The sequence below is a fragment of the Flavobacterium endophyticum genome, from assembly GCF_003634455.1.
GTDB lineage: Bacteria > Bacteroidota > Bacteroidia > Flavobacteriales > Flavobacteriaceae > Flavobacterium > Flavobacterium endophyticum.
The window spans coordinates 359,534-381,620 of sequence record NZ_RBLC01000001.1; the positions used below are offsets into that span (position 1 = coordinate 359,534).

At 39.4% G+C, this 22,087-nt stretch carries 25 protein-coding genes; 16 read left to right on the forward strand and 9 right to left on the reverse strand.

The annotated features are described in order from the left end of the window. Nucleotides 1-23 precede the first annotated feature (23 nt). A complete protein-coding gene (locus CLV94_RS01735) occupies nt 24-782 on the forward strand; it encodes a DUF4197 domain-containing protein (RefSeq protein WP_121374741.1) in 759 nt (252 codons plus the stop codon). A gap of 28 nt (nt 783-810) precedes the next feature. Further along, the gene (locus tag CLV94_RS01740) at nt 811-1,524 is read left to right on the forward strand and encodes a DUF4197 domain-containing protein (protein WP_121374742.1); all 714 of its coding nucleotides are present in this window, start codon (nt 811-813) and stop codon (nt 1,522-1,524) included. A 182-nt stretch (nt 1,525-1,706) separates the two neighbouring features. Here CLV94_RS01740 and CLV94_RS01745 read toward each other — a convergent pair whose 3' ends face one another. The 3 genes from CLV94_RS01745 to CLV94_RS01755 form a co-directional block, all read right to left on the reverse strand. Next, entirely contained in the window at nt 1,707-3,086 is a 1,380-nt protein-coding gene (locus CLV94_RS01745) for a di-heme oxidoreductase family protein (protein WP_121374743.1), read from the reverse strand. Between the two features lie 86 nt (nt 3,087-3,172). Continuing rightward, the gene (locus CLV94_RS01750; protein ID WP_121374744.1) at nt 3,173-4,237 is read right to left on the reverse strand and encodes an imelysin family protein; all 1,065 of its coding nucleotides are present in this window, start codon (nt 4,235-4,237) and stop codon (nt 3,173-3,175) included. A gap of 35 nt (nt 4,238-4,272) precedes the next feature. Then, a complete protein-coding gene (locus CLV94_RS01755) occupies nt 4,273-5,628 on the reverse strand; it encodes an autotransporter outer membrane beta-barrel domain-containing protein (protein WP_121374745.1) in 1,356 nt (451 codons plus the stop codon). 206 nt (nt 5,629-5,834) lie between these two features. Between CLV94_RS01755 and CLV94_RS01760 the strand changes: the two genes are divergently transcribed. Genes CLV94_RS01760 through CLV94_RS01795 form a run of 8 tightly spaced genes read left to right on the forward strand, consistent with a single transcriptional unit; the run spans nt 5,835 to nt 12,254 of the window. After that, nucleotides 5,835-7,160 carry an HTTM domain-containing protein gene (locus CLV94_RS01760; RefSeq protein WP_121374746.1) on the forward strand — a complete coding sequence of 442 codons (1,326 nt, stop codon included), beginning with the start codon at nt 5,835-5,837 and terminating at the stop codon, nt 7,158-7,160. A 25-nt stretch (nt 7,161-7,185) separates the two neighbouring features. Next, nucleotides 7,186-7,599, forward strand: a complete 414-nt coding sequence (locus CLV94_RS01765) for a DoxX family membrane protein (RefSeq protein ID WP_121374747.1) — start codon at nt 7,186-7,188, stop codon at nt 7,597-7,599. A 19-nt stretch (nt 7,600-7,618) separates the two neighbouring features. Continuing rightward, nucleotides 7,619-8,479: a T9SS sorting signal type C domain-containing protein gene (locus tag CLV94_RS01770; protein ID WP_170148728.1), complete on the forward strand. Its 861-nt coding sequence runs from the start codon at nt 7,619-7,621 to the stop codon at nt 8,477-8,479. Nucleotide 8,480: 1 nt separating this feature from the next. After that, nucleotides 8,481-8,918, forward strand: a complete 438-nt coding sequence (locus CLV94_RS01775) for a thioredoxin family protein (RefSeq protein ID WP_121374749.1) — start codon at nt 8,481-8,483, stop codon at nt 8,916-8,918. Next, nucleotides 8,918-9,904, forward strand: a complete 987-nt coding sequence (locus tag CLV94_RS01780) for an FAD:protein FMN transferase (RefSeq protein WP_121374750.1) — start codon at nt 8,918-8,920, stop codon at nt 9,902-9,904. The genes CLV94_RS01775 and CLV94_RS01780 overlap by 1 nt, the downstream gene beginning before the upstream one ends. Continuing rightward, on the forward strand, nt 9,901-10,116 hold the full coding sequence (locus CLV94_RS01785) for a DUF4266 domain-containing protein (RefSeq protein WP_121374751.1): 216 nt from the start codon (nt 9,901-9,903) through the stop codon (nt 10,114-10,116). The genes CLV94_RS01780 and CLV94_RS01785 overlap by 4 nt, the downstream gene beginning before the upstream one ends. Further along, nucleotides 10,116-11,615: a DUF3570 domain-containing protein gene (locus CLV94_RS01790; RefSeq protein WP_121374752.1), complete on the forward strand. Its 1,500-nt coding sequence runs from the start codon at nt 10,116-10,118 to the stop codon at nt 11,613-11,615. The genes CLV94_RS01785 and CLV94_RS01790 overlap by 1 nt, the downstream gene beginning before the upstream one ends. 33 nt (nt 11,616-11,648) lie before the next feature. Beyond that, the gene (locus CLV94_RS01795) at nt 11,649-12,254 is read left to right on the forward strand and encodes a hypothetical protein (RefSeq protein ID WP_121374753.1); all 606 of its coding nucleotides are present in this window, start codon (nt 11,649-11,651) and stop codon (nt 12,252-12,254) included. 44 nt (nt 12,255-12,298) lie between these two features. On the opposite strand, the gene CLV94_RS01800 is transcribed toward CLV94_RS01795, so the two are convergent. From CLV94_RS01800 to prfA, 4 genes are read right to left on the reverse strand one after another with little or no spacing between them, the layout of a single operon-like run. After that, complete coding sequence (locus CLV94_RS01800) at nt 12,299-13,105, reverse strand: ABC transporter substrate-binding protein (RefSeq protein WP_121374754.1); 807 nt, start codon at nt 13,103-13,105, stop codon at nt 12,299-12,301. Between the two features lie 4 nt (nt 13,106-13,109). After that, a complete protein-coding gene (locus CLV94_RS01805; protein ID WP_121374755.1) occupies nt 13,110-13,496 on the reverse strand; it encodes a DoxX family protein in 387 nt (128 codons plus the stop codon). Nucleotides 13,497-13,502: 6 nt separating this feature from the next. After that, nucleotides 13,503-14,315, reverse strand: coding sequence for an orotidine-5'-phosphate decarboxylase (gene pyrF, locus CLV94_RS01810; protein ID WP_121374756.1), 813 nt, complete (start codon nt 14,313-14,315; stop codon nt 13,503-13,505). A 55-nt stretch (nt 14,316-14,370) separates the two neighbouring features. Then, the gene (gene prfA / locus CLV94_RS01815) at nt 14,371-15,447 is read right to left on the reverse strand and encodes a peptide chain release factor 1 (RefSeq protein ID WP_121374757.1); all 1,077 of its coding nucleotides are present in this window, start codon (nt 15,445-15,447) and stop codon (nt 14,371-14,373) included. 107 nt (nt 15,448-15,554) lie between these two features. Between prfA and CLV94_RS01820 the strand changes: the two genes are divergently transcribed. The 5 genes from CLV94_RS01820 to CLV94_RS01840 all read left to right on the forward strand — a co-directional run bounded on the left by CLV94_RS01820 (nt 15,555) and on the right by CLV94_RS01840 (nt 18,559). Beyond that, on the forward strand, nt 15,555-16,049 hold the full coding sequence (locus tag CLV94_RS01820) for an SRPBCC family protein (protein WP_121374758.1): 495 nt from the start codon (nt 15,555-15,557) through the stop codon (nt 16,047-16,049). A gap of 2 nt (nt 16,050-16,051) precedes the next feature. Further along, complete coding sequence (locus CLV94_RS01825; protein WP_121374759.1) at nt 16,052-16,861, forward strand: helix-turn-helix transcriptional regulator; 810 nt, start codon at nt 16,052-16,054, stop codon at nt 16,859-16,861. Nucleotides 16,862-16,935: 74 nt separating this feature from the next. Next, complete coding sequence (locus CLV94_RS01830) at nt 16,936-17,451, forward strand: DUF6265 family protein (RefSeq protein WP_121374760.1); 516 nt, start codon at nt 16,936-16,938, stop codon at nt 17,449-17,451. Nucleotides 17,452-17,486: 35 nt separating this feature from the next. Next, nucleotides 17,487-17,918, forward strand: coding sequence for a VOC family protein (locus tag CLV94_RS01835; protein WP_121374761.1), 432 nt, complete (start codon nt 17,487-17,489; stop codon nt 17,916-17,918). Nucleotides 17,919-18,010: 92 nt separating this feature from the next. After that, the gene (locus tag CLV94_RS01840; RefSeq protein WP_121374762.1) at nt 18,011-18,559 is read left to right on the forward strand and encodes a PepSY-associated TM helix domain-containing protein; all 549 of its coding nucleotides are present in this window, start codon (nt 18,011-18,013) and stop codon (nt 18,557-18,559) included. Nucleotides 18,560-18,614: 55 nt separating this feature from the next. On the opposite strand, the gene CLV94_RS01845 is transcribed toward CLV94_RS01840, so the two are convergent. Continuing rightward, nucleotides 18,615-19,052, reverse strand: a complete 438-nt coding sequence (locus CLV94_RS01845) for a DUF5606 family protein (RefSeq protein WP_121374763.1) — start codon at nt 19,050-19,052, stop codon at nt 18,615-18,617. 41 nt (nt 19,053-19,093) lie between these two features. Then, nucleotides 19,094-19,681, reverse strand: a complete 588-nt coding sequence (def, locus tag CLV94_RS01850; RefSeq protein ID WP_121374764.1) for a peptide deformylase — start codon at nt 19,679-19,681, stop codon at nt 19,094-19,096. Between the two features lie 176 nt (nt 19,682-19,857). Here def and CLV94_RS01855 point away from each other — a divergent pair, with 176 nt between their 5' ends. Further along, nucleotides 19,858-22,080 (forward strand): FUSC family protein, encoded by a 2,223-nt coding sequence (locus CLV94_RS01855; RefSeq protein ID WP_121374765.1) that lies wholly within the window; start codon nt 19,858-19,860, stop codon nt 22,078-22,080. The last annotated feature ends 7 nt before the right edge of the window (nt 22,081-22,087 follow it).

Here is a 22,087-nt window from a genome sequence, read left to right on the forward strand (position 1 = left end):
TTTGAAATCGAAAATTTAATCTTATGAAGAGACTATTCCTTTTAGCGTTATTTGTTGTGCCAATCGCCAGCTTTGGACAATTAGACGGATTCATTAAAAAGGCATCTGACAAGGTGCAATCTAAAACTGAAAAACTGCAATCTAAAACAGGTTCTAAAAGTTCTGGAGGTATTTTAGGCAGTACCGATATCAGTGCCGGCCTGAAAGAAGCGCTACAGAAAGGTATTACCGAACAGGTGACCAAACTGACAGCCGTAGACGGATTTTATAAAAACGAAGCGGTAAAAATTCTTTTTCCTGCTGAATTACAGAAAGTAGACAAGACTTTACGTTCTATGGGATTGTCGAGCCTAGCAGATGAGGGCATCAAAGTATTGAACCGCGCTGCTGAAGACGCTGTGAAGGAAGCTACTCCTATTTTTGTAAACGCTATTACGAGCATGAAGTTTTCGGATGCTAAAAACATCTTATTAGGGAATGAAAACGCGGCAACGACTTATCTTCAAGGTACTACTTCTACAGAATTATATTCTAAGTTCAGTCCGGTGGTAAAGACTTCGCTAAGCAATGTTGGAGCCGACAAGGTCTGGGAAGGCATTATCAAAAAGTACAATACGATTCCTTTGGTAACGAAAGTAAATCCGGACCTGAATGATTATGTAACCGACAAAGCGATGGAAGGCGTCTTTAAGATGATTTCTGTGGAAGAGAAAAAAATCCGTACGGATATAGGCGCACGCACTTCGCCGCTATTAAAAAAGGTGTTTGCAATGCAGGATTAATTCCGTACCTTTTAAAAAATTAAGAACTATGAAAAAGATTATTGTTTTTGCTTCCTTTATTTCTCTTTTCGGCTGTGCCGAACTGCAGCAGGTTGCCAGCCAATACCCGCAATTGGGAACGGCTCTCGGAAATCCGGATATTGCGGCGGGACTCAAGGAAGCCTTGAATAACGGAATCACGAAAGAGGTTTCTAAATTGACCGCAACGGATGGCTTTTTTAAAAACCAGATGGTAAAGATCTTGCTTCCGGCAGAATTGCAGAAGGTAGATAAAACGTTACGCAACATAGGCTTATCAAGCCTAGCCGACGAGGGTTTAAAGGTGTTGAACCGTGCCGCCGAGGATGCCGTAAAAGAAGCCACTCCTATTTTTGTGAATGCGGTCAAAAACATGACATTTACTGATGCCAAGAATATCTTGTTGGGAGCTGATAATGCAGCTACGACTTATCTGCAGAATTCTACTTCTCAAGCACTGTATTCTAAATTCAGCCCAGTTGTCCAAAATTCTTTAGGAAAAGTTGGAGCTGATAAAGTGTGGAGCACCATCATCACAAAATATAATGCTGTTCCGATGACTACCGATGTGAATCCTGACCTGACAGATTATGTTACCGACAAGGCTATGGAAGGCGTTTTTAAGATGATTGCCGTAGAGGAAAAAGACATACGCACGAACCTTTCTGCTAGAACGTCTGACTTGTTAAAAAGAGTGTTTGCAATGCAAGACAAGAAGAGTTAAAAAGGACTCGTAAAAAATTAGTAATCAATAACATATAAATAACATTGCCTTAACATATATGCTCCAAAAAAAATTGGACATTTGCAAAGAGATTAATGGTTTTCTCATTTGGTTAGGGTTAGTTAGAAAAAAAATGCCAGTGCTTTTAGGAGCTCTGGCTTTTTTATTTGATGCTGTTTTTTTTATAAGGAATTCAAGAAATCGAGCAACGCATTTCTTTTGGCTGCGGATAGTTGCTTGAATTTTTCTTTTGCTTTTTGGGCTTCTCCGCCATGCCAGAGAATGGCTTCTGTCAAGTTTTTGGCTCTTCCGTCATGTAAAAAAGTAGTGTGTCCGTTGACAAGTCCCGTAAGGCCAATTCCCCATAACGGACGTGTTTTCCATTCTCTTCCTGTGGCTAGGAAATCGGGCCTATCGTCTGCAAGGTCGTCGCCCATATCGTGCAAAAGCATATCGGAATAGGGATAAATAGTCTGATACGCTAAAGCCGAAATCGAGCTCGGCCCTGTCACTTGCTTCGGAATATGGCATTTGGAACATTCTAAGCTTTCAAACAGTCTTGCTCCTTCTTTCACGCTTTTGCTATTGATGTTTCTAGCTCCTGGAACGGCTAATGTCTTGCAGTATAAGACAACTTGATCTACGATAGCTTGCGGTATTTCGGGATCATCATCGCGTCCGTCCTGTCCATTAGACTGATTGTGTCCTGTTTCGTTCGGGAAGACATAATTGGTAATTCCCATATCTTCTACATACGCAGCAGTGCATTGTACTAATAATGTACCTGTATTGGCTTTCCATCCGAATCTTCCCAAAACAGTCTGTCTTAAATAAGGATCCCAGACATAGTTGGCTTTTCCTGAAATGCCGTCACCATTGGCATCATTGATGTCTTGGTTTGCTAAAATATCTTGCTCAGTAATGGCTTCTAGAAGTCCCAAACCGAAAACCGGTGTCGCAATTCGAGGCGACAACATGAGTCCGCCCGGAAGGTTGGTATAAGGATCGACCAGAGAAATGACCGGCTTCTGCAAAACAATTACAGTGCCGTCTGCCAATGTTTCTGTTTTTTCTATAAAAGCAGCCTGATAACGTGCTTCTGGAAGGAATCCAAAAACGGCTTGGTTCTGAATCTGCACGCCAAAACCAGGAATAGGATTCGGCCCGCCATGTTCGTCTTGCCCAAAAATACTGGCTCTCATTAGCAGTCCGCTCCTGCTGTTTAAGTTGGCTGGAAAATTAGGACGTCCGTCATTCGGATGGCACGAAATGCAGGAAGAATTGTTAAAGATTGATCCCAATCCAGAGTTTACAAGCGCGGGAGCTGTTACAAAAACAGCTTCGAATTGGGTATCTCCCATAAGATGCATCTGCAAGTCAGCTGCCGAAAGGTTGGGTGCCGGTGTCCTGAACGCAATGCTGGTGGCAGAGAATATGGTAGTCTCGCCTCCGGCATACATCCTTTCGGAAAGATCGATATCAATATAAGACTCGTCATCATTTTTATCGCAGGAAAGCAGCGTGAGTCCCAAACTTGCCAGTAAAAATCCTTTTCTGATCATTCTTTTTGTCTGATTTTTATAGAAATGCAAAAAGAATATCCATATCCTGAATATCCTTTTTGCTTTTGATTATGATTGAAATTTGCCTAGTTGTTAGCAATAAATGGTTTCAATTGTGACTGGATCAAAACTTGCAATTCTGCTACTTTGTCTCTTGCATTTTCTACTGCTGGGACATTGTTTGTAACGGCATCGGTGAAAGTTCCAGGAATGGCTTCGATTGCTGCAATAGCGCCGTCGATTTTCGCCTTGATGTTAGCATCCAAAGTGCTGTTTTTTGGAGCAACAATGTCAGTCAGTCCTGAGTTTGTACCTCCATTAAAATCACCTAAATAGATGTTTTTGATGCTTCTCATGTTGTCAGCAAAATCTTTTTTAGAGTTGTTGCTGAAACGTGATTCTTCTTGAGAAACGCCTTCGTCTAGCGGTGTTTGGATTTTCCCTGTAGAAACCTCATCAGCAATCGTGATCAATCCGTTGATGATTTCTTCTAAAGCTGCTTTTTGTGAAGCATATCCTTGGTTACCTGTATTTCCAGCATTGATAAAGTGTCTTGCAAAGTTACCTCCTGATTCTTTCCAGCCGTCATACAGAAGCTGTGTATTGTTTTGCAAATCGGCAGCAGCTGCTCTCAAATATTCCAATTCTCTAGCTGTCAAAGCGCTTGCTGCTTTGTTTCCGTTGATACCCCATACTAAATATTCGATCAAGTGGAAACCGCGCGCTTCTACGTTTGCTTCGATAGTCGCTGTCGTGATTGGGTTACCGCTGTTCAAGATGTCATTCATCGCGTTAACGTCAACTGGCCAAGTATCCATCGCAGGGTCGATTCCTCCTGTGTCTACTGGTCCGTATAAAAATCCTTCTGATTGTTCCCAAGGAGATCTTGTCGCTTTCCAAGCTTCTTTTACTGCTGTCAAAGCTGTTTCGTTTCCGATTGTCAGAGCATTTACAGCTGTTTTTAAAGCGATTGCTTTGTTATTCAAATCTTCGTACGTTTTGGTAATTACGTCTTTAGACAAATCTGTAAGTACTTCTGAATATAATCCTGCATTAGGGTCTGTTCCAGAAGAATCATCGTTATTACTGCAATTCACTAACATTACAGAAGACATTGCCAATAAGCTCAGGCTAAAAATTCTCTTTTTCATTATGTTCAAGTTTAAAATATTGGTTAGTAATTATTTTAGAATGAAAATCCGATTCCTGCTGAAAAGGTATTTTCTTGTTGTTTTTTCCCTGTGAAAGCCAGCGTATTTGGATCGAAGTTTTCTGAACCTAGCCTTCTGTTTTGGTAATGTGCTTTTAATACAATCTGTGGGTGAACGAACCAGTTGAAGCCTCCCATGATGGCACTTCTTTCCCATCTTGGCTTTTTAACTACGTTTCCTTCCACTTCATTCATCGTATCATAGTAGTCGTAGCGTACGAATGGATAGACTTTTTGTTTTGTCGTCTGGTTGAAGAAATGCAATACTTCGTAACCGCCTTCAAACGAGAATCCTAAAGCATTTTTTCCGACAGGCGTTCTCTTCACGCCCAAATTGTTAGAAAGCGAAGCATTTTTTGCCGTGACGATGTTTGAGTTTTCAAGATTTCCCCATAATACGATGGAATTGAATCGAAGGTAGTCTTCATCATACGTGATATGTCCTTCAAAAATCATCACATAAGCCGATTCTTTCATGTCATTCTTCGGACGGTTAGCCGCTGCATCGTTGATGTAAGCTGAAGCTCCGAAATAAGTGTATTTGTTTTTTCCGAATTTATAATCCAAACGCCCGGTGAAAGCCCAAGAATTTCCGTTTGACATTTCGAAACGAGTCTGGTAGCCTTCTTTAATCCAGCCTCTTGAACTGAATCCTGAAGCATCAAGACCGTTCGTGATTGAGAATTCATATTTTAGTCTTTTTAGGAAAGTTCCGTGAAATTGCACTCCGTTTTCGTACCAGCCCAACGGCAGGATTTCGTTTTCCATTTCCTGACGGTGCGTCGTGAAATAAGAAATAGGACGGTCTAAGTCTTGAGCCAATCCGAAGTGTATTTTCATCCTACCCGCCCTAATATTAAAATACGGACGGATGGCAAAATTGATATGGATCTGCTCGATTTTTACTTCTCCTCCTGCTTCGATTTCTTGTTCGTATTCACCGAATTCTTCTTGAGTATCCAGCTCTACTGTAGATCCGGTACCGCCATGCTCAAATTCGATTTCTGACTTGAAGCTGATCCAATCGTTAAAATTGTAGCCTAGATACAGGTTCAGACGTTCTGCATCGAACTTGTCTTTCATGTTGGGATCCGTATCGAATTTTGTGTAGTTATAGTAATTTACGACTCCATAGCCACTCAAGGTAAAGTTGCTCCAATTGAAAAGTGTTTTGTTTTCTTTGGCAAAATCTTTCTTGATTTCTGCTTTTAATTCTTCGCGAAGTTCTTGTTTTATTTCTGTTTTTATTTTTTCAATATCTAACGAATCCGTCTTTTGGGCAAACAAACAAACTGACGCAAATAAGAAGAAAAATAGTACTGCTTTTTTCATTGGAAAATAGAATTTGGCGCAAATCTATAAAATTATTTAAATACAGTCTAAATAAAAATAGAATATTTTTTAACTTAATTTTAAGAACTTGATTTTGAAATAATTAAAAAATATTTTCAAAAAAATCAATCTATTTTAAATCAGTCTAAATAAATATTAAATACATTTGTCCAAAATTTATTAAGAAATTACGCTCTCCAAACAAAATGGTACGCCAATTTATTTACAAGCAAATAGATAATAGCCAGCTAGTTGTATTTCGGATTTTATTCGGAGCTCTTCTTCTATGGCAAGTACTCGATTATACTTTATCTGGATGGGTGAAGAATAATTTTATAAAACCTTCTTTTACGTTTTCTCATATCGGCATGGAGTGGTTGCAACCGCTTCCTGGCAATGGCATGTATTATTATTTTGTTTTGATGGGAGTTTCGGCCTTATTGATTTTGATCGGGCTGCAATACCGTTTGAGCATTATAGTATTTACAATTTTATGGTCGGGTATCTATTTCATGCAAAAAACGACGTATAACAACCATCATTACCTTGTCATACTGATTTGTTTCTTGATGTGTTTGCTGCCTGCTAACGCCTATGCCTCTATCGATTCAAGAATAAATCCCAAAATTAAAAGGCTCATGATGCCTTCTTGGTGTTCGTGGACAATGGTACTGCAGATTGCCATTGTTTATTTTTATGCCTCAGTCGCCAAGCTGTATTCGGGCTGGCTGGACGGTTCTTTTACCAAAGGAATGCTGGCTAGGCATGCGCCTGATTTCCTAAAAGATTTTTATGCTCAAGAATGGTTTTATATTTTTATCGCTTATGCCGGGCTAGCCTTTGACTTCCTTGTCATTCCGCTACTTCTCTGGAAGAAAACACGCAATCTTGCTCTTGTGGCTTCTGTCCTCTTTCACATTTTCAACAAAGCACATTTGGGGATAGGAATTTTTCCTTTTTTAGCATTGAGCCTTATCGTGTTTTTTTATCCGCCAGAAACCATACGAAAATTATTTCTGTGGAGAAAGCATGAGGTAATAGTGAATGAAAATACTACGGAAGGAAAGAAAATCGTCCAATGGATACTCATCCCCTATTTCGTTCTCCAAATACTGCTGCCCATCAGGCATTACGCTATAAAAGGCGATGTCCTTTGGACCGAAGAAGGCCACAGATTAAGCTGGAGAATGATGCTTCGTTCCAGAAAAGGAACTACGAAATTCAAGGTCGTAAACAACCAGACTAAAGAAGTCAAATTCTATAAGCTCAAGAAAATCTTGACCAAAAAACAAATCAAGGGCATGCAGTCCAAACCTGATATGATCTGGCAGACAGCACAAAAGATTCGGGAAAAATATGCGCGAATTGGAAAAGACGTCAGCGTTTATGCAGATTCAAAAGTTTCGATAAATCACGGCGAAGCAAGAAGGCTGATCAATCCCAATGTGGATTTAGGCAGGGTCAAGTGGAATTATTTCTGGCATAACGACTGGATCTTATTGTACGACAAAAACGGAAATCTTATTCATTAATACAATCACTTTTAACACCAACCTTATGAAAAAAACAATACATTATTTAGTCGCCGGATTAGCAATCATCCTTGGAGCTTTCTTTGTCTACAAAGGCCTTGACAAGCATTTTCTTTCAGAATGCAAAGTATATGAACCGGACAGTCCGTTGCCATTAAACTATCGAAATCTGATAACAGCACTATGCACCTCTGGGTTCACCAAAGTAGTCGGAATTTTAGAAATCGCTTCGGGAATTCTCCTGATTATTTCAAGAACAAGATTGCTGGGCAGCATCATTTTACTTCCTGTAATCATTACTATTTTTCTCTTCCACTTGCTTATTGACAACCGTCCGCACGAGCTTGTAGAAACCGGAATTCCTCTTTTCGTAGCCATTGTGGTTTTTGCCTCTTATTATGACGTCTGGAAAGTCATTCTCACCGGAAGAAAAAATTAATCCAATCAAATCCCCCACAATGAAATCATTACTTTTTAGTGCTATCATGCTTGCCACAACGAGCATGATAGCACAAACAATCACTTTAGGAAACGGTACTTCATCAGGCACATCGGCTCCGGTCGCTTCTTGGTATAATTCTTCGGCAACTGAAAGTATCTATACGGGAACAGAAATTGGTACTACTGGAACTATCATTAAAATTTCCTATCAAAAAGCATCAGGTTCTTCCACCATAGAGCCGAATGTGAGAATCTATATGAAAACTACTGAATTGGCCGCAATCGGAACAGCGACATATTCTATTGGCGGTAGCAATTTTAGCAATTATACGCTGGTTTATGACGGAACAATTCCAAATGCTACACCTTCAGGTACTATGGAAATTAACTTGCAGTCTCCATTCTTTTTTTCTGATGGTTCAAAAAACCTATCCGTTTTAGTCGTTGGTTCAACATGCATTCCTTCCGGAAGACCACAATACAGATACACGACTACGCCTTCTAAAATGTCGGCAGGATTTACAGACGGAAGCATCGGTTGTGACGGCACCAATACTTGGAATTCTGCTTCGTCTATGTCGCCAGTTTGGGAATGTCCGAATTTGGTATTGACACTCCAATCTTCACTTTCTCTTGGAGAAACTATTTCAGCGAAAAACAATGTGCAGGTTCTTGCACAAAACGGACAATTACAAGTCTCTTCAGAAAAAACAATTATCTCAGAAATTACGGTGTTTGATCTTTCAGGCCGAAAACTTGCAGCAATCAAGAGCAATTCTGAAACTGCTACCATCGACCTAAACTTGACCAAACAGGTTCTGATTGTACAAATCAAGACTGCCGACAACCATATCATCAATAAAAAAATAATCTTCTAGAATGAAAAATATTTTGCTACTGTTTCTGCTTACTGTCAGCTTCCCTGCCCTTTCTCAAAAATGGAACACTTCAATTGCAGAAGCAAAATCAATCGCTTCTAAAGAAAGCAAACCAATCGTGCTCGTATTTTCTGGCTCTGATTGGTGTGCTCCCTGCATCAAGCTTGAAAAAAGTGTGTGGCAATCGGAAGAATTCAAAAAAGAAGCCAATGGCAATTGGGTCTTGGTGAAAGCCGATTTCCCTAAAAAGAAAAACAATACACAATCGGAAGAGCTGAAAGCACAAAACCGGGCCTTGGCCGAAAAGTACAACAAGGAAGGTTTTTTTCCACTGATAGTTGTACTTGACAAGACTGGAAAAGTCTTGGGCAAGACAGGCTTCAACAGCATCAAAGCCTCAGAATATATTTCTTTGATCAGATCTTTTCTTTCCAAATAATGAAAAAAGCGGTTTTACTGATTTTCCTCTTAAGCACAACAATTCTTCAAGCCCAAATCGTTCGAAAAAGGACAGTCAAGCTAATGGGAAGCCGTTTTGATATTACGATTTCCGCAAAATCAGCTCCTGATGCGGAAGCGTATATCGATACGGCGATTACAGAAATTGAGCGGATTGAAAACGTAATATCAGAATGGAGAGCAGAAACGTTAGTTTCAGAAATCAACCGAAACGCAGGAATCAAGCCCGTCAAGGTAACTCCAGAGCTTTTTGGCCTGACCGAAAGAGCTTTAGGTTTTTCAAAACTAACAGATGGCGCGTTTGACATCAGCTTTGCTTCTATGGACAAAATCTGGAAATACGATGGCTCGATGACCGAGTTGCCTTCAGAAGAATCGGTCAAGAAATCAGTGCAAAAAGTCGGCTACAAGAACATCATTCTCGACAAAAAAAACAGCACGATTTTCCTAAAATTGCCCGGAATGAAAATCGGTTTTGGTTCCATCGGAAAAGGCTATGCTGCCGACAAGACCAAAGAATTAATGGTTTCTAAAGGTGCAACAGCAGGGATAATCAATGCTTCCGGAGATATGAATACGTGGGGAAAACAGCCTGACGGAAAAGAATGGACTATCGGAATTACGAATCCGATGAACCAGAACAAAGTCTTTGCGACATTTCCTTTGTCTGGAAATGCTGTGGTCACTTCGGGTGATTATGAAAAATTCGTCATGCTGAATGGAAAAAAATACTCGCACATTATCGATCCTCGCACTGGTTATCCCGCACGTGGGATTTCAAGCGTAACGGTTTTTGCCTCTAGTGCTGAATTAGCCAACGGACTTTCGACTTCGATAATGGTCATGGGAAAAGATGAGGGTTTAAATTTAGTCAATCAGATTCCAGGCATGAGCTGCGTAATCGTTGACGAAAACGGCCAGATTTTTTACTCTGACGCGATTGACATAAAAAAATACCAAAGATGAAATATACGCTATTGATTTTCTTTTGCTTGTTGATCCTGCAATCTTGCAAGAGCACGCAAGTTAAAGAATATGAAAAACAACATATTAACGATCCCGAGATGAAGCTTTCTGCCAAAACAGCAGAACGGCACGAAACAAATTTTCAAGTCTATCGTGAAGGCGCTTCGGGTGCCAACGGAGGCAAGACAGGCGGAGGCTGTGGCTGTAACTAATGTATACTATACGAAAAATTATTCTTGTTTTTTTACTGAGTATCAGCGGACTTGCGCAAGAAAATGATTCTACAGAAGTGGTCTATAAAAGGCGTGTTCTTGAGGCATCCGAAATTGAATTTATTAGCAGTTATTACAAGCAAGACGGAAGCCATTCTGCTGTTTCGGGCGGCATCGGCACTGAAAAACTGACCGACGTAGCTTCAAACATTGTTCTTACGATACCTTTGAATGCAGATGATGTCTTGACAATCGACGCTGGGTTTTCTGCCTACACTTCGGCTTCTTCCAGCAATATAAATCCATTTTTTACGGACGGAAGTTACGTCGATAACGGCAACAATACTGGAGCATCCCGCGGTTATGTAAAAAACACAAAAGACCTGAATAGAGATAGCGACGATGATGACTACGGAACGACACAGCCCTTACCGTATGGCAGTCCTTGGATTGAATCGACTGGAGCTTCTAGAAAAGACGTTTTGACCACATTGTCTGCCAACTACAGCCACAGTTCGGATGGCAGGAACCTAATTTGGAACGGGAATCTGTCTGTTTCAAAAGAATACGATTACCAGTCCTTTGGTTTTGGCGGCGGAATTGCAAAATTGTTCAATGAAAAAAATTCTGAAATTTCAATAAAAGCCAGTGCTTATTTGGACAAATGGAAAGCTATCTATCCTACAGAACTTCATGAATATGCGAAGTATGGCTTCAATTTCCAAAACAACGGCTATTTTGAAAACGTAACGGTTTATGACCAGTACGGACTTGAAACTAGCAATTACCTTCCGTTCTATTTCTCTGAATTTGATAATGAAAAAAGAAATTCATACTCGCTATCGCTAGGGTTTTCACAAGTGCTTACGAAAGAACTGCAGGTTTCTATTTTCATGGATGTGCTGTATCAGGAAGGCTTGCTCTCGACTCCTTACCATAGGGTCTATTTTGCAGATAAAGCGAACTATTACATAGGCCAGAAACGCTATATTCCTCTTTATGATACGCCGCAAAACAAAGGTGTTTACAGGCTTGCCGATGATGTAGAACGGCTGCCTGATAATCGATTCAAATTGCCACTTGGAGCAAGGCTGAATTATTACATCAATGACTTGATGGTTTTGAGAACTTATTATCGTTTTTATTCGGATGACTGGGGGCTTGTGTCGCATACAGCCAGCATCGAGCTTCCAATAAAGATCTCAAATTCTTTTACGGCTTATCCGATGTATCGCTTTTATACCCAAAAGGCGTTGGATTATTTCGCACCATTTGAACAGCATTATTCCAGCGAAAAGTATTATACCTCAGATTATGATCTTTCTTCGTTTGACAGCCATCAATATGGTGCGGGATTCAGCTATTCGGCTGTATTCTCTCCGTTTAAAATTTTCAAGTTTGGACTGAAAAACGTCGATTTCAGATACAATCATTACAGTCGAAGCGACCAGCTAGAGGCAGATATTTTTACAATCGCCATCAAATTCGTAAACCAATAAACCAATTATATCACTCTTTTAAAAATCAAAACAATGAAAAAAATTACAGCTATTATTTTATTAATTCTTTCTGGACTCATCCTTTCCAATTGCAATAAGGATGACGACAATGCTCGTGATGGCGGAAATTCAATCATCGGGACATGGAAGCTTATTGAAGAATATACCGACGGAACTGCCGTGAGCCTAAACAGCTGCGTTTTGCAGGAAACTTATATTTTTGGAGCGGAGCAATTTACACATGAAATTTATTCGAATTCTTCCAGAAGGTCTGGAGCTTCTTCTGATGACGAGGGTGACGACGATGGCGGCGATGATAACAGCGACGATGAAGATGATGATTCTAGCGATGATCATGGGGATGATCATGGGGATGATGGAAGCGACGATACTTCAGATGATACCTCAGACGACGTGTCTGATGATAATGACGACAATCCGAGCGGAGAATGCTTGATGCAAGATCAAAAAATAGGTTTCTGGACGGCACAGAATAATAATTATGTCCTTACTGTAGATGGCGTTTCAGAAAACCTGACGATTCATTTTTCGGATGCCAATAACAGATTTTATTATGAAAAGACCATAACTGTTAGTGGAGTTCCAAAAGTAAAACGCTACGTCTTCCAAAGGCAATAAGACATTAACCAAACAAAAAAGCTGTTCTAAATGAACAGCTTTTTTTATAGATTTTCGTGTAATTTCTTAAAGTAGTCAAAGGCTTTAAACACACGGCTTCCATACCAAGAAAACATTTCGCCATCGACAAAAATCGTTTTGGCATGATGCGTATGTCTTCCCAATTCAAAAGCGTGCTCGTCTTTAAACGGGAAAGGTTCTGAAGAAAGCAAGACCAAATCGGGGTCGCCTTGGATTCGCATCTTCTGAACGACAACTTCAGGATACCTGCCTTCGTATTTTGGATTGTTATCGTAGATATTTTCAAACTTATTCAGTTTCAGCAATTCATTGATAAAAGTATCGCCGCCAGCAACCATATACGGATTTGCCCAGATGAAATAGGCTACTTTTTGGACTTCTTTATCTTTGATAAAATGCTGAAAATCGGCCAAAGCAAAATTGGTCTTGTCAATCCATTTTTGAGCTTCGGTACGTTTGTTGAATAACTGTCCGAAATCTGAAATCATCTGCAGATTGTCTTCAATAGTCACAATATTAGTCACCCAAACAGGGCAGATTTTCTGCAGTTCTTCAACAATTTCTAAGGTATTTTCTTCTTTATTCGCAATGATAATATCCGGCTGAAGAAGCCGTATTTTTTCATAATGGACTTTTTTTGTTCCTCCAATAATTTTCTTGGTCGACTTTAAATGATAAGGATGCACACAGAATTTGGTTATTCCGATAATACTTTCTTCTAAGCCTAAATCAAACAGCAATTCCGTTTGCGATGGCACTAATGAAATGATTCTTTTCGGCGCTGTCTCAAAGGCAAACTGATTTCCTAATTGGTCAGTATAGGTTTTCAATGGCTTATTCTTTTATCTTATTATTAATTCCGTTAGGAAACATAATCGCCAACAGTACAAAAATAAGCAGAAAGTTAAATTCCACTCCATTTCTTCCACCGCCGACAACGAACCAGCCTTCGCTAAAATGAACCATGACGATACCCATAACCAAAATAAAAATGGTAACAATCGATGCCAGCTTAACATATTTGTTCCAGAGCAACAGTACAGCCGCTGCCACATGCGACAATTTAATCAGCCATGCCAGAAAAACTCCATAAGGCGCAAAACCCACCATATTCAGATACAGATTACCAAAATCATTAATGCCATTGTTAAACATGCCCGGCACGCTGTGCATGATCAAAATTACGGCAACGGCAAAACGAAGAATAAAAGTTCTGTCCATAGAGATTTATTTGAGGATGTGTTCCATTTCTTGCTGTATTTTTAGAGCTTCTTCTCTAGCTTTTTCCGCAAAATCTTTTTCTTGCGAAGCATAAATAATTCCTCTTGAAGAATTGATCAGCAAGCCTACATTTTCAGACATTCCGTATTTGCATACTTCCGATAGGCTACCGCCTTGAGCACCGACACCTGGAACTAATAAGAAGCTATTTGGAATTATCTTTCGAATCTCAGTGAAAAATTCCGCTTTGGTCGCACCTACAACATACATTAGGTTTTCAGAATTTTTCCATGACTTAGACATTTCGATTACTTGTTTGTAAAGCTCTTTTCCGTCCACAGATTTGGTCTGAAAATCAAAAGCACCTTCATTAGAAGTCAGTGCCAAGAGTATCGTAAATTTATCTTCCACAGCTAAAAAAGGCTCAACCGAATCTTTTCCCATATAAGGCGCTACTGTTACCGAATCAAAAGCCATATCTTGTAGAAATGCTTTGGCATACATAGCCGAAGTATTTCCGATATCGCCACGTTTTGCATCCGCAATCGTAAAAATCTCCGGATGTTTCTGATTGATATAGGCAATAGTTTTTTCTAACGAAATCCAGCCTTTAATTCCATACGCTTCATAAAAAGCAGTATTCGGCTTATAAGCAACGGCAAGATCATGTGTAGCGTCGATTATGACTTTGTTGAATTCAAATATCGGGTCTTCTGTTGCTAGAAGATGTTGCGGAATTTTATTTAAATCCACATCAAGGCCGATGCAGAGAAATGATTTTTTTTGGCGAATTTGATTTGTTAGCTGTTGTGTTGTCATTGCTTGGAAAAGGTTAATTTTATAAAAAAAGCCCCAATAATGAGGCTTGTTTATTTTAGAATACTTCGCTGGCTTCTTTTAATTTTTCGGTATTGCTTACCAATTGAAGCTCGTCTACAATTTTATGGATATCTCCGTTCATGATATTTCCTAAATCGTATAACGTCAATCCGATTCTGTGATCCGTTACACGCCCTTGAGCGTAATTATAGGTACGGATTTTTGCAGAACGGTCACCCGAACTTACCTGCGAGCTACGTTTTTGAGCATCTTCTTCCTGTTTTTTAGCTAATTCTTGCTCATACAGACGAGAACGCAAAACGGTAAATGCTTTGTCTTTATTTTTGTGCTGTGATTTTTCATCTTGGCATTGCGCCACCAATCCTGTCGGAATGTGCGTCAAACGAACAGCAGATTTCGTCGTATTTACCGACTGTCCTCCAGGTCCTGATGAACAGAAAAAGTCAATACGGACATCATTCATATCAATCTGCACGTCAAATTCTTCCGCTTCTGGCAAAACCATTACCGTTGCTGCCGAAGTATGCACACGGCCTTGTGTTTCAGTCTGCGGAACACGTTGCACGCGGTGTACGCCAGCTTCGAATTTTAAAGTACCGTAAACATCATCGCCAGTTACTTCAAAAATAACCTCCTTGAAACCTCCAGAAGTTCCTTCGTTCATATCTACAACTGAAGTTCTCCAGCCTTTGCTTTCGCAATATTTAGTATACATACGGAACAAATCTCCGGCAAAGATACTCGCCTCATCACCACCCGTTCCGGCACGAATCTCAACCATTACGTTTTTAGCATCTTCCGGATCTTTTGGGATCAGCATGAATTTGATTTCTTCTTCTAGTTCTGGCAATCTTTGTTTGGCTTCATCCAACTGCATTTTTGCCATTTCAGTCATTTCTGGGTCGCTACCGTCAGCAATAATTTCGTTTGCTTCTTCGATGTTGCCCATTATATTCACGTACTCGTCACGCTTTTCAGCAAGCGCTTTCAAGTCTTTATATTCCTTGTTCAATTGAACATAACGCTTCTGGTCGGCAATCACATCCGGCTGGATGATCAGATCCGAAATCTCGTCAAAACGCTGTTTTACAATCTGCAATCTATCTAACATCTTTTTCTTTCCTTTGTTTGGAGTGCAAATTTACAAAAAAATTGTTTACGTTTTATGGAGCAAGGCCATGAGATTTTTTACTTACTTTTGAAATAAAAACGTTGATTATGGAAAATTTCGACTGGACAAAATTTACAAGAAAAATTGCAGTAAAATCAAGCATTTCAAAACTTTATGATGCCTGGACAAAAAGTTCTGAGATAGAAAAATGGTTTCTAAGCAACGCTTCTTTCTTTGATTTAGACGGAAAAAAGATTCATGCTGACAGCCCTGTAGCTAAAGGTTTTTCTTATGAATGGCGATGGTTTTTATATGAGGAGGTTGAAAAGGGAAAGATTACAGAAGCTAATGGTGCCGATTTCGTGCAATTTACGTTTGCCGGAAATTGTCTTGTCGACATAAAACTCTCTCAAGAAAATGATTATGTTATTGTGGAACTGACCCAGAAAAACATTCCGACCGATGAAGGCTCAAAAAAAGACATTCGCTTGGGCTGTCACACTGGCTGGAGCTTTTACCTAGTCAATCTAAAATCCGTTTATGAAGGCGGACTCGATTTAAGAAACAAAGATGAAAACACATTTCCTATGGTAAATAATTAGGGATGGACTATCAACTTTATTCGCCAAACGATAGGCTTTCGAAATACATTCGCTGTTATTGGAGTCTCGACAACTTGGAAGATTCTACGCCTCATTCTAGAGAACGGATTTTTCCTGATGGGTGTATCGAGCTGATTTTTAATCATGGCGACTTATTTGTTACCTATAATCCTAAAGGTGAGGCCGAAGTACAGCCGAAAAGCTTTATTCACGGACAGCTCAAAAAATTTATCGAAGTACAAGGAATAGGAAAAGTGGGGATTTTCAGCATCCGATTCCAGCCTGCTGGATTGCAGCCTTTTATTGATCTTCCTGTCAGCAACCTGACCGAAGTCTTCATGGAGGTTTCAAAAATCTGGAAAGAAGGAAGTCTTTTAGAAGAAGACATGAACCGTTGCCAAAGCAATGACGAGCGCATTACCGTAATCGAAAACTTTCTTGAAAGCAGACTCGAAAATGCTCCTAACAACGACGACATCGAACGCTGTGTTGAAGAAATCATCCAATCAGACGGAATGATTTCTATAGAAAAACTAACCGAAGACCTGAATACAGGAAAGCGACATCTGGAACGAAAATTCCTTTCTAACGTCGGGTTGAGTTTGAAATTATTTTCAAGAATCATCCGATTCAACAATGCCTTACAGCTGATTGAAAATAAAGATTTTAGAAATTTTACTAATGTCGCACACGACGGCGGTTTTTATGACCAGGCTCATTTCATCAAAGATTTCAAGTACTTTACGGGACTAAATCCGAAGCAATATTTCTCTGAAAATCTGGAAATGGCAAAATATTTCAACTTAGAATAAGTCCAAGTCGCTTTTTTACAATTTTTATCCGTGCCAATTTCCCCATATTTGCATACAAACAAAAACAGAACATTATGAAAAAAACTTTTTATGCAATAGCTGTCTTGGCAGCAATTTCTGCTGTTTCTTGTAAAGAAGCACACGATGCAAAACTACCTCCTGTTGAACCTACACCAAAAAGCTTTGCTGAAATCCAAAAGGCAGACTGGTTCTTGGGACGTTGGGAAAACAGTTCTAAAGAAGGCAATATGTCTGAAATCTGGACAAAAGAAAACGATTCTACTTTTCACGGAGAAAGCTACTTCGTCATCGGAAAAGACACTGTCTTTGCTGAAAGCGTACGATTGTGGCAGAAAGAAAACCAGCTGGTTTATGAAGTTTCGGTAAAAGGCCAAAACGATGAAAAGCCTGTCGATTTTGCCCTGACTTCTTCTTCAGACAAACAGCTAATTTTTGAAAACCCTAAACACGATTATCCAAATAAAATCACCTATAACAAGATTACAAATGACAGCCTTGTAGCAGAAATTTCTGGAATGAAAGACGGAAAAGCAAAAGCAGAGCAATTTGCTATGAAAAAAGTTCAATAGCTTTACAAACGAACAAAAACTATAAAACAATCAAAATGGCACAAGTAAATCCTTATCTTACTTTTAATGGAGACTGCGAAGCAGCGTTTCTATTTTACAAATCTGTATTTGGTGGCGAATTTTCATATATCGGAAAATTCAAAGACATGCCTTCAGAACAGACGCTTCCTGATGGCACAGGAGAATTAATCATGCACGTTTCACTGCCTATCAGCAAAGAAACTATATTGATGGGAAGCGACACAAGCGAAGCTTTCGGACAGCAAGCAGCTATTGCAGGAACCAATTTCTCAGTTTCTATCAATACAGAAAGCGAAGCAGAAGCTCAAAAACTTTTCGACGGACTTTCTAATGGCGGGAAAGTAACTATGCCGCTAGAAAAAACTTTCTGGGGTGCCTTTTTCGGCATGTTCATAGATAAATTTGGTATCCTTTGGATGGTGAATTATGATTATGAACAGAAATAAATAAGATACAGAGCCTCGTTTAAAACGGGGCTTTTTTTGCTTAGCACTTTAGAAAAGTAAAGTATATTTGCGGCATCTTTTTAAAAACTAACATGAAGCAACAAAAAATAAGAGGACTGCACCGCGACTTAGGCTATTTCTATATCGGATTGATTATTTCTTTTGCCTTTTCGGGCATCCTGATGAACCACCGAGAAAGCTGGCATCCTGAAAAATATACGATTGAAACAAAAGCGATTGAAGTAAAATTACCATCAGAAGAACTCATTAGTGAGAAATATGCGGAATCGTTAGGAAAAGAATTCGGAATCGACGACAAAATCAGGCGTCACTCCATAAAAAAAGGAACATTCAAGATTTCTTTCGAAAACCACGATGTAGAAATCGATATGGCTTCTGGAAAAGGAGAAATTGTCGCTTTCAAGAAAACGCCTATCATTAGCCAAGCCATGAAGCTGCATAAAAACACTTCGGAATGGTGGATCTACTATTCAGATATTTTTGGAATTTCATTAATCCTAATTGCAGTAACAGGAGCACTGATGATTCCGTATGGAAAATTTACGTTCAAGCAAAGAGGCTGGAAATTAGCCATTGCAGGCATCGTCTTTCCACTGCTCTTTTTGCTCCTACTGAGCTAAAAATAAAAAAACCTCGCTTATTACTAAACGAGGTTTTTTATGTTTTAGGAGAATATTACTTTGAATTTTCTTCTGCTGGAACTTCTTCTTTCGCTTTTGGAGCTGGGGCTTCTTTTGAAACCAAACCTTTAGCCTGAAGCATATTGTACCAGTTCAATACTTTTTTGATATCTGACGGATATACTCTGTCTTGATCATAATCTGGCAAAATTTCCAAGAAATAAGCGGCTAATTTTGCATTGTCTTCTTTGTGTGATATAGCAGGACCATTGTCTTCTTTTACCGCAATAGCTCTCATTACTTCAGCCAATGGTTTTTCTTGATCGTAGGTATACATAGAGATTTCTGAAAGAAGGCTCACATTACTTCTTAAACCGACAGTAATTTTCTTTCCGTCAAGCAAAGATTCTGCAACAAATCCCGTACGAGTTTGAAGCTTTAAAGCGTATAAACCTGGCTTGCCAGAAATGGCTAATATTTTTTCTAAATTCATTTTAAAGATATTTTTATAATTGAAATTAATTTATGTTCGTGTTATCTGCCTTTTTTGGCAACAAACTTCATTTTATAATCCGGACGCGTTTTTCCATCCATGATGTTTTGAAGTTTTTTCTTTATTAACTGTTTTTTTAGCGAAGATATTTTATCTGTGAATAAAATTCCTTCAATATGGTCGTACTCGTGTTGGATTACTCTGGCAATCAAACCATCGTATTCTTCTGTTCTTTTATTGAAATCATCATCAAAAAATTCAATTGTGATTTTTTCATTTCTGTACACGTCTTCACGTACTTCAGGAATACTTAGGCAGCCTTCGTTAAAGCCCCATTCTTCACCTTCTTCTTTCAACATTTTTGGATTGATGAAAGTCATCTTGAAGTTTTTTAGTTGTTCTTGTTCTTCAGCATCTAAATCCTCATCATCCGCAAACGGAGAAGTATCAATAACAAATAGACGTAAGCTAAGGCCTACCTGCGGCGCTGCAAGACCGACTCCATAAGCATTATACATCGTATCATACATATCAGCAACCACTTGCTTTAGGTTAGGATAATCGCTCGGCACTTCCTCTCCTACTTTCCTTAAAACCGGATCACCGTATCCTATAATTGGTAAAATCATTTCTTTTGTATTGAATTATAAAGAATTAGCAGGGTTTCTGCAAAATTCAGAGGGCAAAAATAGTGAAAAAAGATAATAGATGGTAATCTTTTAGTAACATCGAAAGCGTTAAATCTTTATTTTTTTAATTCCGAAAATGTTTATCAATTCCTATCTTTGCTAGTAACCGCTTCGCAATGATTCAGAAAGTCCGAAATTTTACCGACAGCACTAATTTTTCCAATGCCTTAAAAGTAACTTTGGCATCAGCTATTCCTGTACTTTTATTTTCTTATACCGGAAATTTCCAGATAGGATTCAATATTGCCCTCGGTGCTTTTTTGACCTATCCGAGCGATATTCCAAGTAACAGGAAACATCGAATAAACGGTATTTTGGTCGCTGCCTTAATCGTAGCCGGAAACAACCTGCTTGTCAATCTCCTGTATCCACTGCCGTGGATATTGTATCCTGCCATTGCGGTCATGATTTTCTTTTTCTCTATGATTTCGGTGTATGGCCAGCGTGCGACACAAGTTTCGTTTTCTGCGCTGCTGTCTATTTGTTTGGCTTTTGGGCACATACACGAAGGGTGGGAAATGCTACAATATTCAGGGTTGATGCTAGTAGGCGGCTTATTCTACCTTGCCATATCATTGACTTTTAATTACATCAGGCCACACCGTTATGCCGAATTGCAGATTGCGGAATGCATACGCCTCACTTCAAAATACATGAAGCTTCGCGGCGATTTATGGAAAGTAGATTCTCCACGCGAAAAGATTATCGAAAAACAATTGTATCTGCAGGTCGAATTGAATACCATTCATGAAAACTTGCGTGAGATTCTGATTCGTAACCGAAGTAATTCTAACGGTACGTCTGACCAAACGCGAAAGATGACCTTGGTTTTTATCTCTTTGATGGAGATTTTAGAGCTTGCTTTGTCAACCTCTTTCGACCACAATAAGCTGCATCAAAAATTTGCAGACCATCCGAAAGTATTGGCAACTTACCAGAATTTGGCCTATAATCTGGCCTCATCACTGAAAGCTATTTTCAAAAGCATAGAAAGCCATAAAAAATACATTCCGAAGCATTCGCTTCTCAAAGATCTGGAAGCACTCGAGAAAGTCATTTCTGATTATGAGCAGGAATTAGGAAAAGAAAAAGCTTCTGAAGGCGTGTGGATGCTTTCGAATATGCTCCATTATGCCGAAAAGCAGATCGAGAAAATCAAGATTGTTGAGCGTGCTTTTATGCCGAACTTCAACAGCAATGATTATAAAGGAAGGGACAAGAACCTTGACAAGCTCTTGACTCCGCAGTATTATCCGTGGAGTACACTTAGGGAGAACTTGAGTTTTTCGTCAACTATCTTCCGCCATTCGCTGCGACTGACATCCACAATCATGATTGCGTTCTTGATCGGAAGCTTGTTTCCGTTTCAAAATGTATACTGGATTTTGCTGACGATTGTCGTGATTATGCGTCCAGGCTACGGACTGACAAAAGAACGTTCTTTCCATAGAATTATTGGTACTGTAGCGGGCGGACTTATTGCTTTTGCCCTATTATTGTTTGTGCAGAATCACATTATCATTGGAGCCTTGGCCATCACAGCAATGATTTTAGGCTTTACGTTTACTTCTATCAATTATAAGATAGGCGCTACTTTCGTGACGATTTATGTGGTTTTTGTATACGGAATCATTACGCCGAACATCAACGATGTCATCCAATATCGAATTCTAGATACTGTTGTCGGAGCCGGACTGGCTTTCTTGGCGAATTATTTTTTCTGGCCTTCGTGGGAATTCATGAGCCAGCCGATTTACATCAAGAAGTCGATTGAAGCCAACCGCGATTACCTCAACGAAATTTCGCTTTTTTACAACAACAAAGGCGATGTGACGACATCTTACAGAATTGCCAGGAAAAATGCTTTTATCGAAATTGGAAACTTGATGGCTTCTTTCCAGCGTATGACGCAAGAGCCAAAATCGAAACAAAAACAAGTACAGCAGGTATATAAGCTTGCCGTGTTAAATCATACGTTACTTTCTTCTTTGGCTTCTTTGGGAACTTACATACAAACACACAAAACATCTAAAGCTTCCGAAGCATTTAATGTCGTGGTACAGACCGTAATAAAAAACCTGAATTATGCCATAACTTTTGCCGATTTGGAAATTACAGAAAAGATGGCAAACAGCGACACTAACGAGGACTTAGCCATGCGTTTCACGGAATTGAAGAATATGCGCGCCAAAGAATTAAAAGAAGCGCATCTTTCTGAAGATGACGAATTCCAGCTTAAAATGCAGGAAGCACAGCTGGTTATCGAGCAACTGGTATGGCTGACAAATCTTTCGGAAAGTATTGTAAAAGCGTCTAAGCAATTACATCAGACAAAATAGCAAAAGC

What these genes read in the sequence shown, in the direction of transcription:
- CLV94_RS01765 (WP_121374747.1), top strand. Translation starts at nt 7,186, where the DNA reads ATGAAAAAAACAATACATTATTTAGTCGCCGGATTAGCAATCATCCTT.
- pyrF (WP_121374756.1), bottom strand. Translation starts at nt 14,315, where the DNA reads ATGACAACACAACAGCTAACAAATCAAATTCGCCAAAAAAAATCATTT.
- CLV94_RS01795 (WP_121374753.1), top strand. Translation starts at nt 11,649, where the DNA reads ATGAAAAAAATTACAGCTATTATTTTATTAATTCTTTCTGGACTCATC.
- CLV94_RS01840 (WP_121374762.1), top strand. Translation starts at nt 18,011, where the DNA reads ATGAAGCAACAAAAAATAAGAGGACTGCACCGCGACTTAGGCTATTTC.
- CLV94_RS01745 (WP_121374743.1), bottom strand. Translation starts at nt 3,086, where the DNA reads ATGATCAGAAAAGGATTTTTACTGGCAAGTTTGGGACTCACGCTGCTT.
- def (WP_121374764.1), bottom strand. Translation starts at nt 19,681, where the DNA reads ATGATTTTACCAATTATAGGATACGGTGATCCGGTTTTAAGGAAAGTA.
- CLV94_RS01845 (WP_121374763.1), bottom strand. Translation starts at nt 19,052, where the DNA reads ATGAATTTAGAAAAAATATTAGCCATTTCTGGCAAGCCAGGTTTATAC.
- CLV94_RS01740 (WP_121374742.1), top strand. Translation starts at nt 811, where the DNA reads ATGAAAAAGATTATTGTTTTTGCTTCCTTTATTTCTCTTTTCGGCTGT.
- CLV94_RS01790 (WP_121374752.1), top strand. Translation starts at nt 10,116, where the DNA reads ATGTATACTATACGAAAAATTATTCTTGTTTTTTTACTGAGTATCAGC.
- CLV94_RS01780 (WP_121374750.1), top strand. Translation starts at nt 8,918, where the DNA reads ATGAAAAAAGCGGTTTTACTGATTTTCCTCTTAAGCACAACAATTCTT.
- CLV94_RS01830 (WP_121374760.1), top strand. Translation starts at nt 16,936, where the DNA reads ATGAAAAAAACTTTTTATGCAATAGCTGTCTTGGCAGCAATTTCTGCT.
- CLV94_RS01825 (WP_121374759.1), top strand. Translation starts at nt 16,052, where the DNA reads ATGGACTATCAACTTTATTCGCCAAACGATAGGCTTTCGAAATACATT.
- CLV94_RS01785 (WP_121374751.1), top strand. Translation starts at nt 9,901, where the DNA reads ATGAAATATACGCTATTGATTTTCTTTTGCTTGTTGATCCTGCAATCT.
- CLV94_RS01855 (WP_121374765.1), top strand. Translation starts at nt 19,858, where the DNA reads ATGATTCAGAAAGTCCGAAATTTTACCGACAGCACTAATTTTTCCAAT.
- CLV94_RS01735 (WP_121374741.1), top strand. Translation starts at nt 24, where the DNA reads ATGAAGAGACTATTCCTTTTAGCGTTATTTGTTGTGCCAATCGCCAGC.
- CLV94_RS01760 (WP_121374746.1), top strand. Translation starts at nt 5,835, where the DNA reads ATGGTACGCCAATTTATTTACAAGCAAATAGATAATAGCCAGCTAGTT.
- CLV94_RS01820 (WP_121374758.1), top strand. Translation starts at nt 15,555, where the DNA reads ATGGAAAATTTCGACTGGACAAAATTTACAAGAAAAATTGCAGTAAAA.
- CLV94_RS01750 (WP_121374744.1), bottom strand. Translation starts at nt 4,237, where the DNA reads ATGAAAAAGAGAATTTTTAGCCTGAGCTTATTGGCAATGTCTTCTGTA.
- CLV94_RS01805 (WP_121374755.1), bottom strand. Translation starts at nt 13,496, where the DNA reads ATGGACAGAACTTTTATTCTTCGTTTTGCCGTTGCCGTAATTTTGATC.
- CLV94_RS01835 (WP_121374761.1), top strand. Translation starts at nt 17,487, where the DNA reads ATGGCACAAGTAAATCCTTATCTTACTTTTAATGGAGACTGCGAAGCA.
- CLV94_RS01775 (WP_121374749.1), top strand. Translation starts at nt 8,481, where the DNA reads ATGAAAAATATTTTGCTACTGTTTCTGCTTACTGTCAGCTTCCCTGCC.
- CLV94_RS01755 (WP_121374745.1), bottom strand. Translation starts at nt 5,628, where the DNA reads ATGAAAAAAGCAGTACTATTTTTCTTCTTATTTGCGTCAGTTTGTTTG.
- prfA (WP_121374757.1), bottom strand. Translation starts at nt 15,447, where the DNA reads ATGTTAGATAGATTGCAGATTGTAAAACAGCGTTTTGACGAGATTTCG.
- CLV94_RS01770 (WP_170148728.1), top strand. Translation starts at nt 7,619, where the DNA reads ATGAAATCATTACTTTTTAGTGCTATCATGCTTGCCACAACGAGCATG.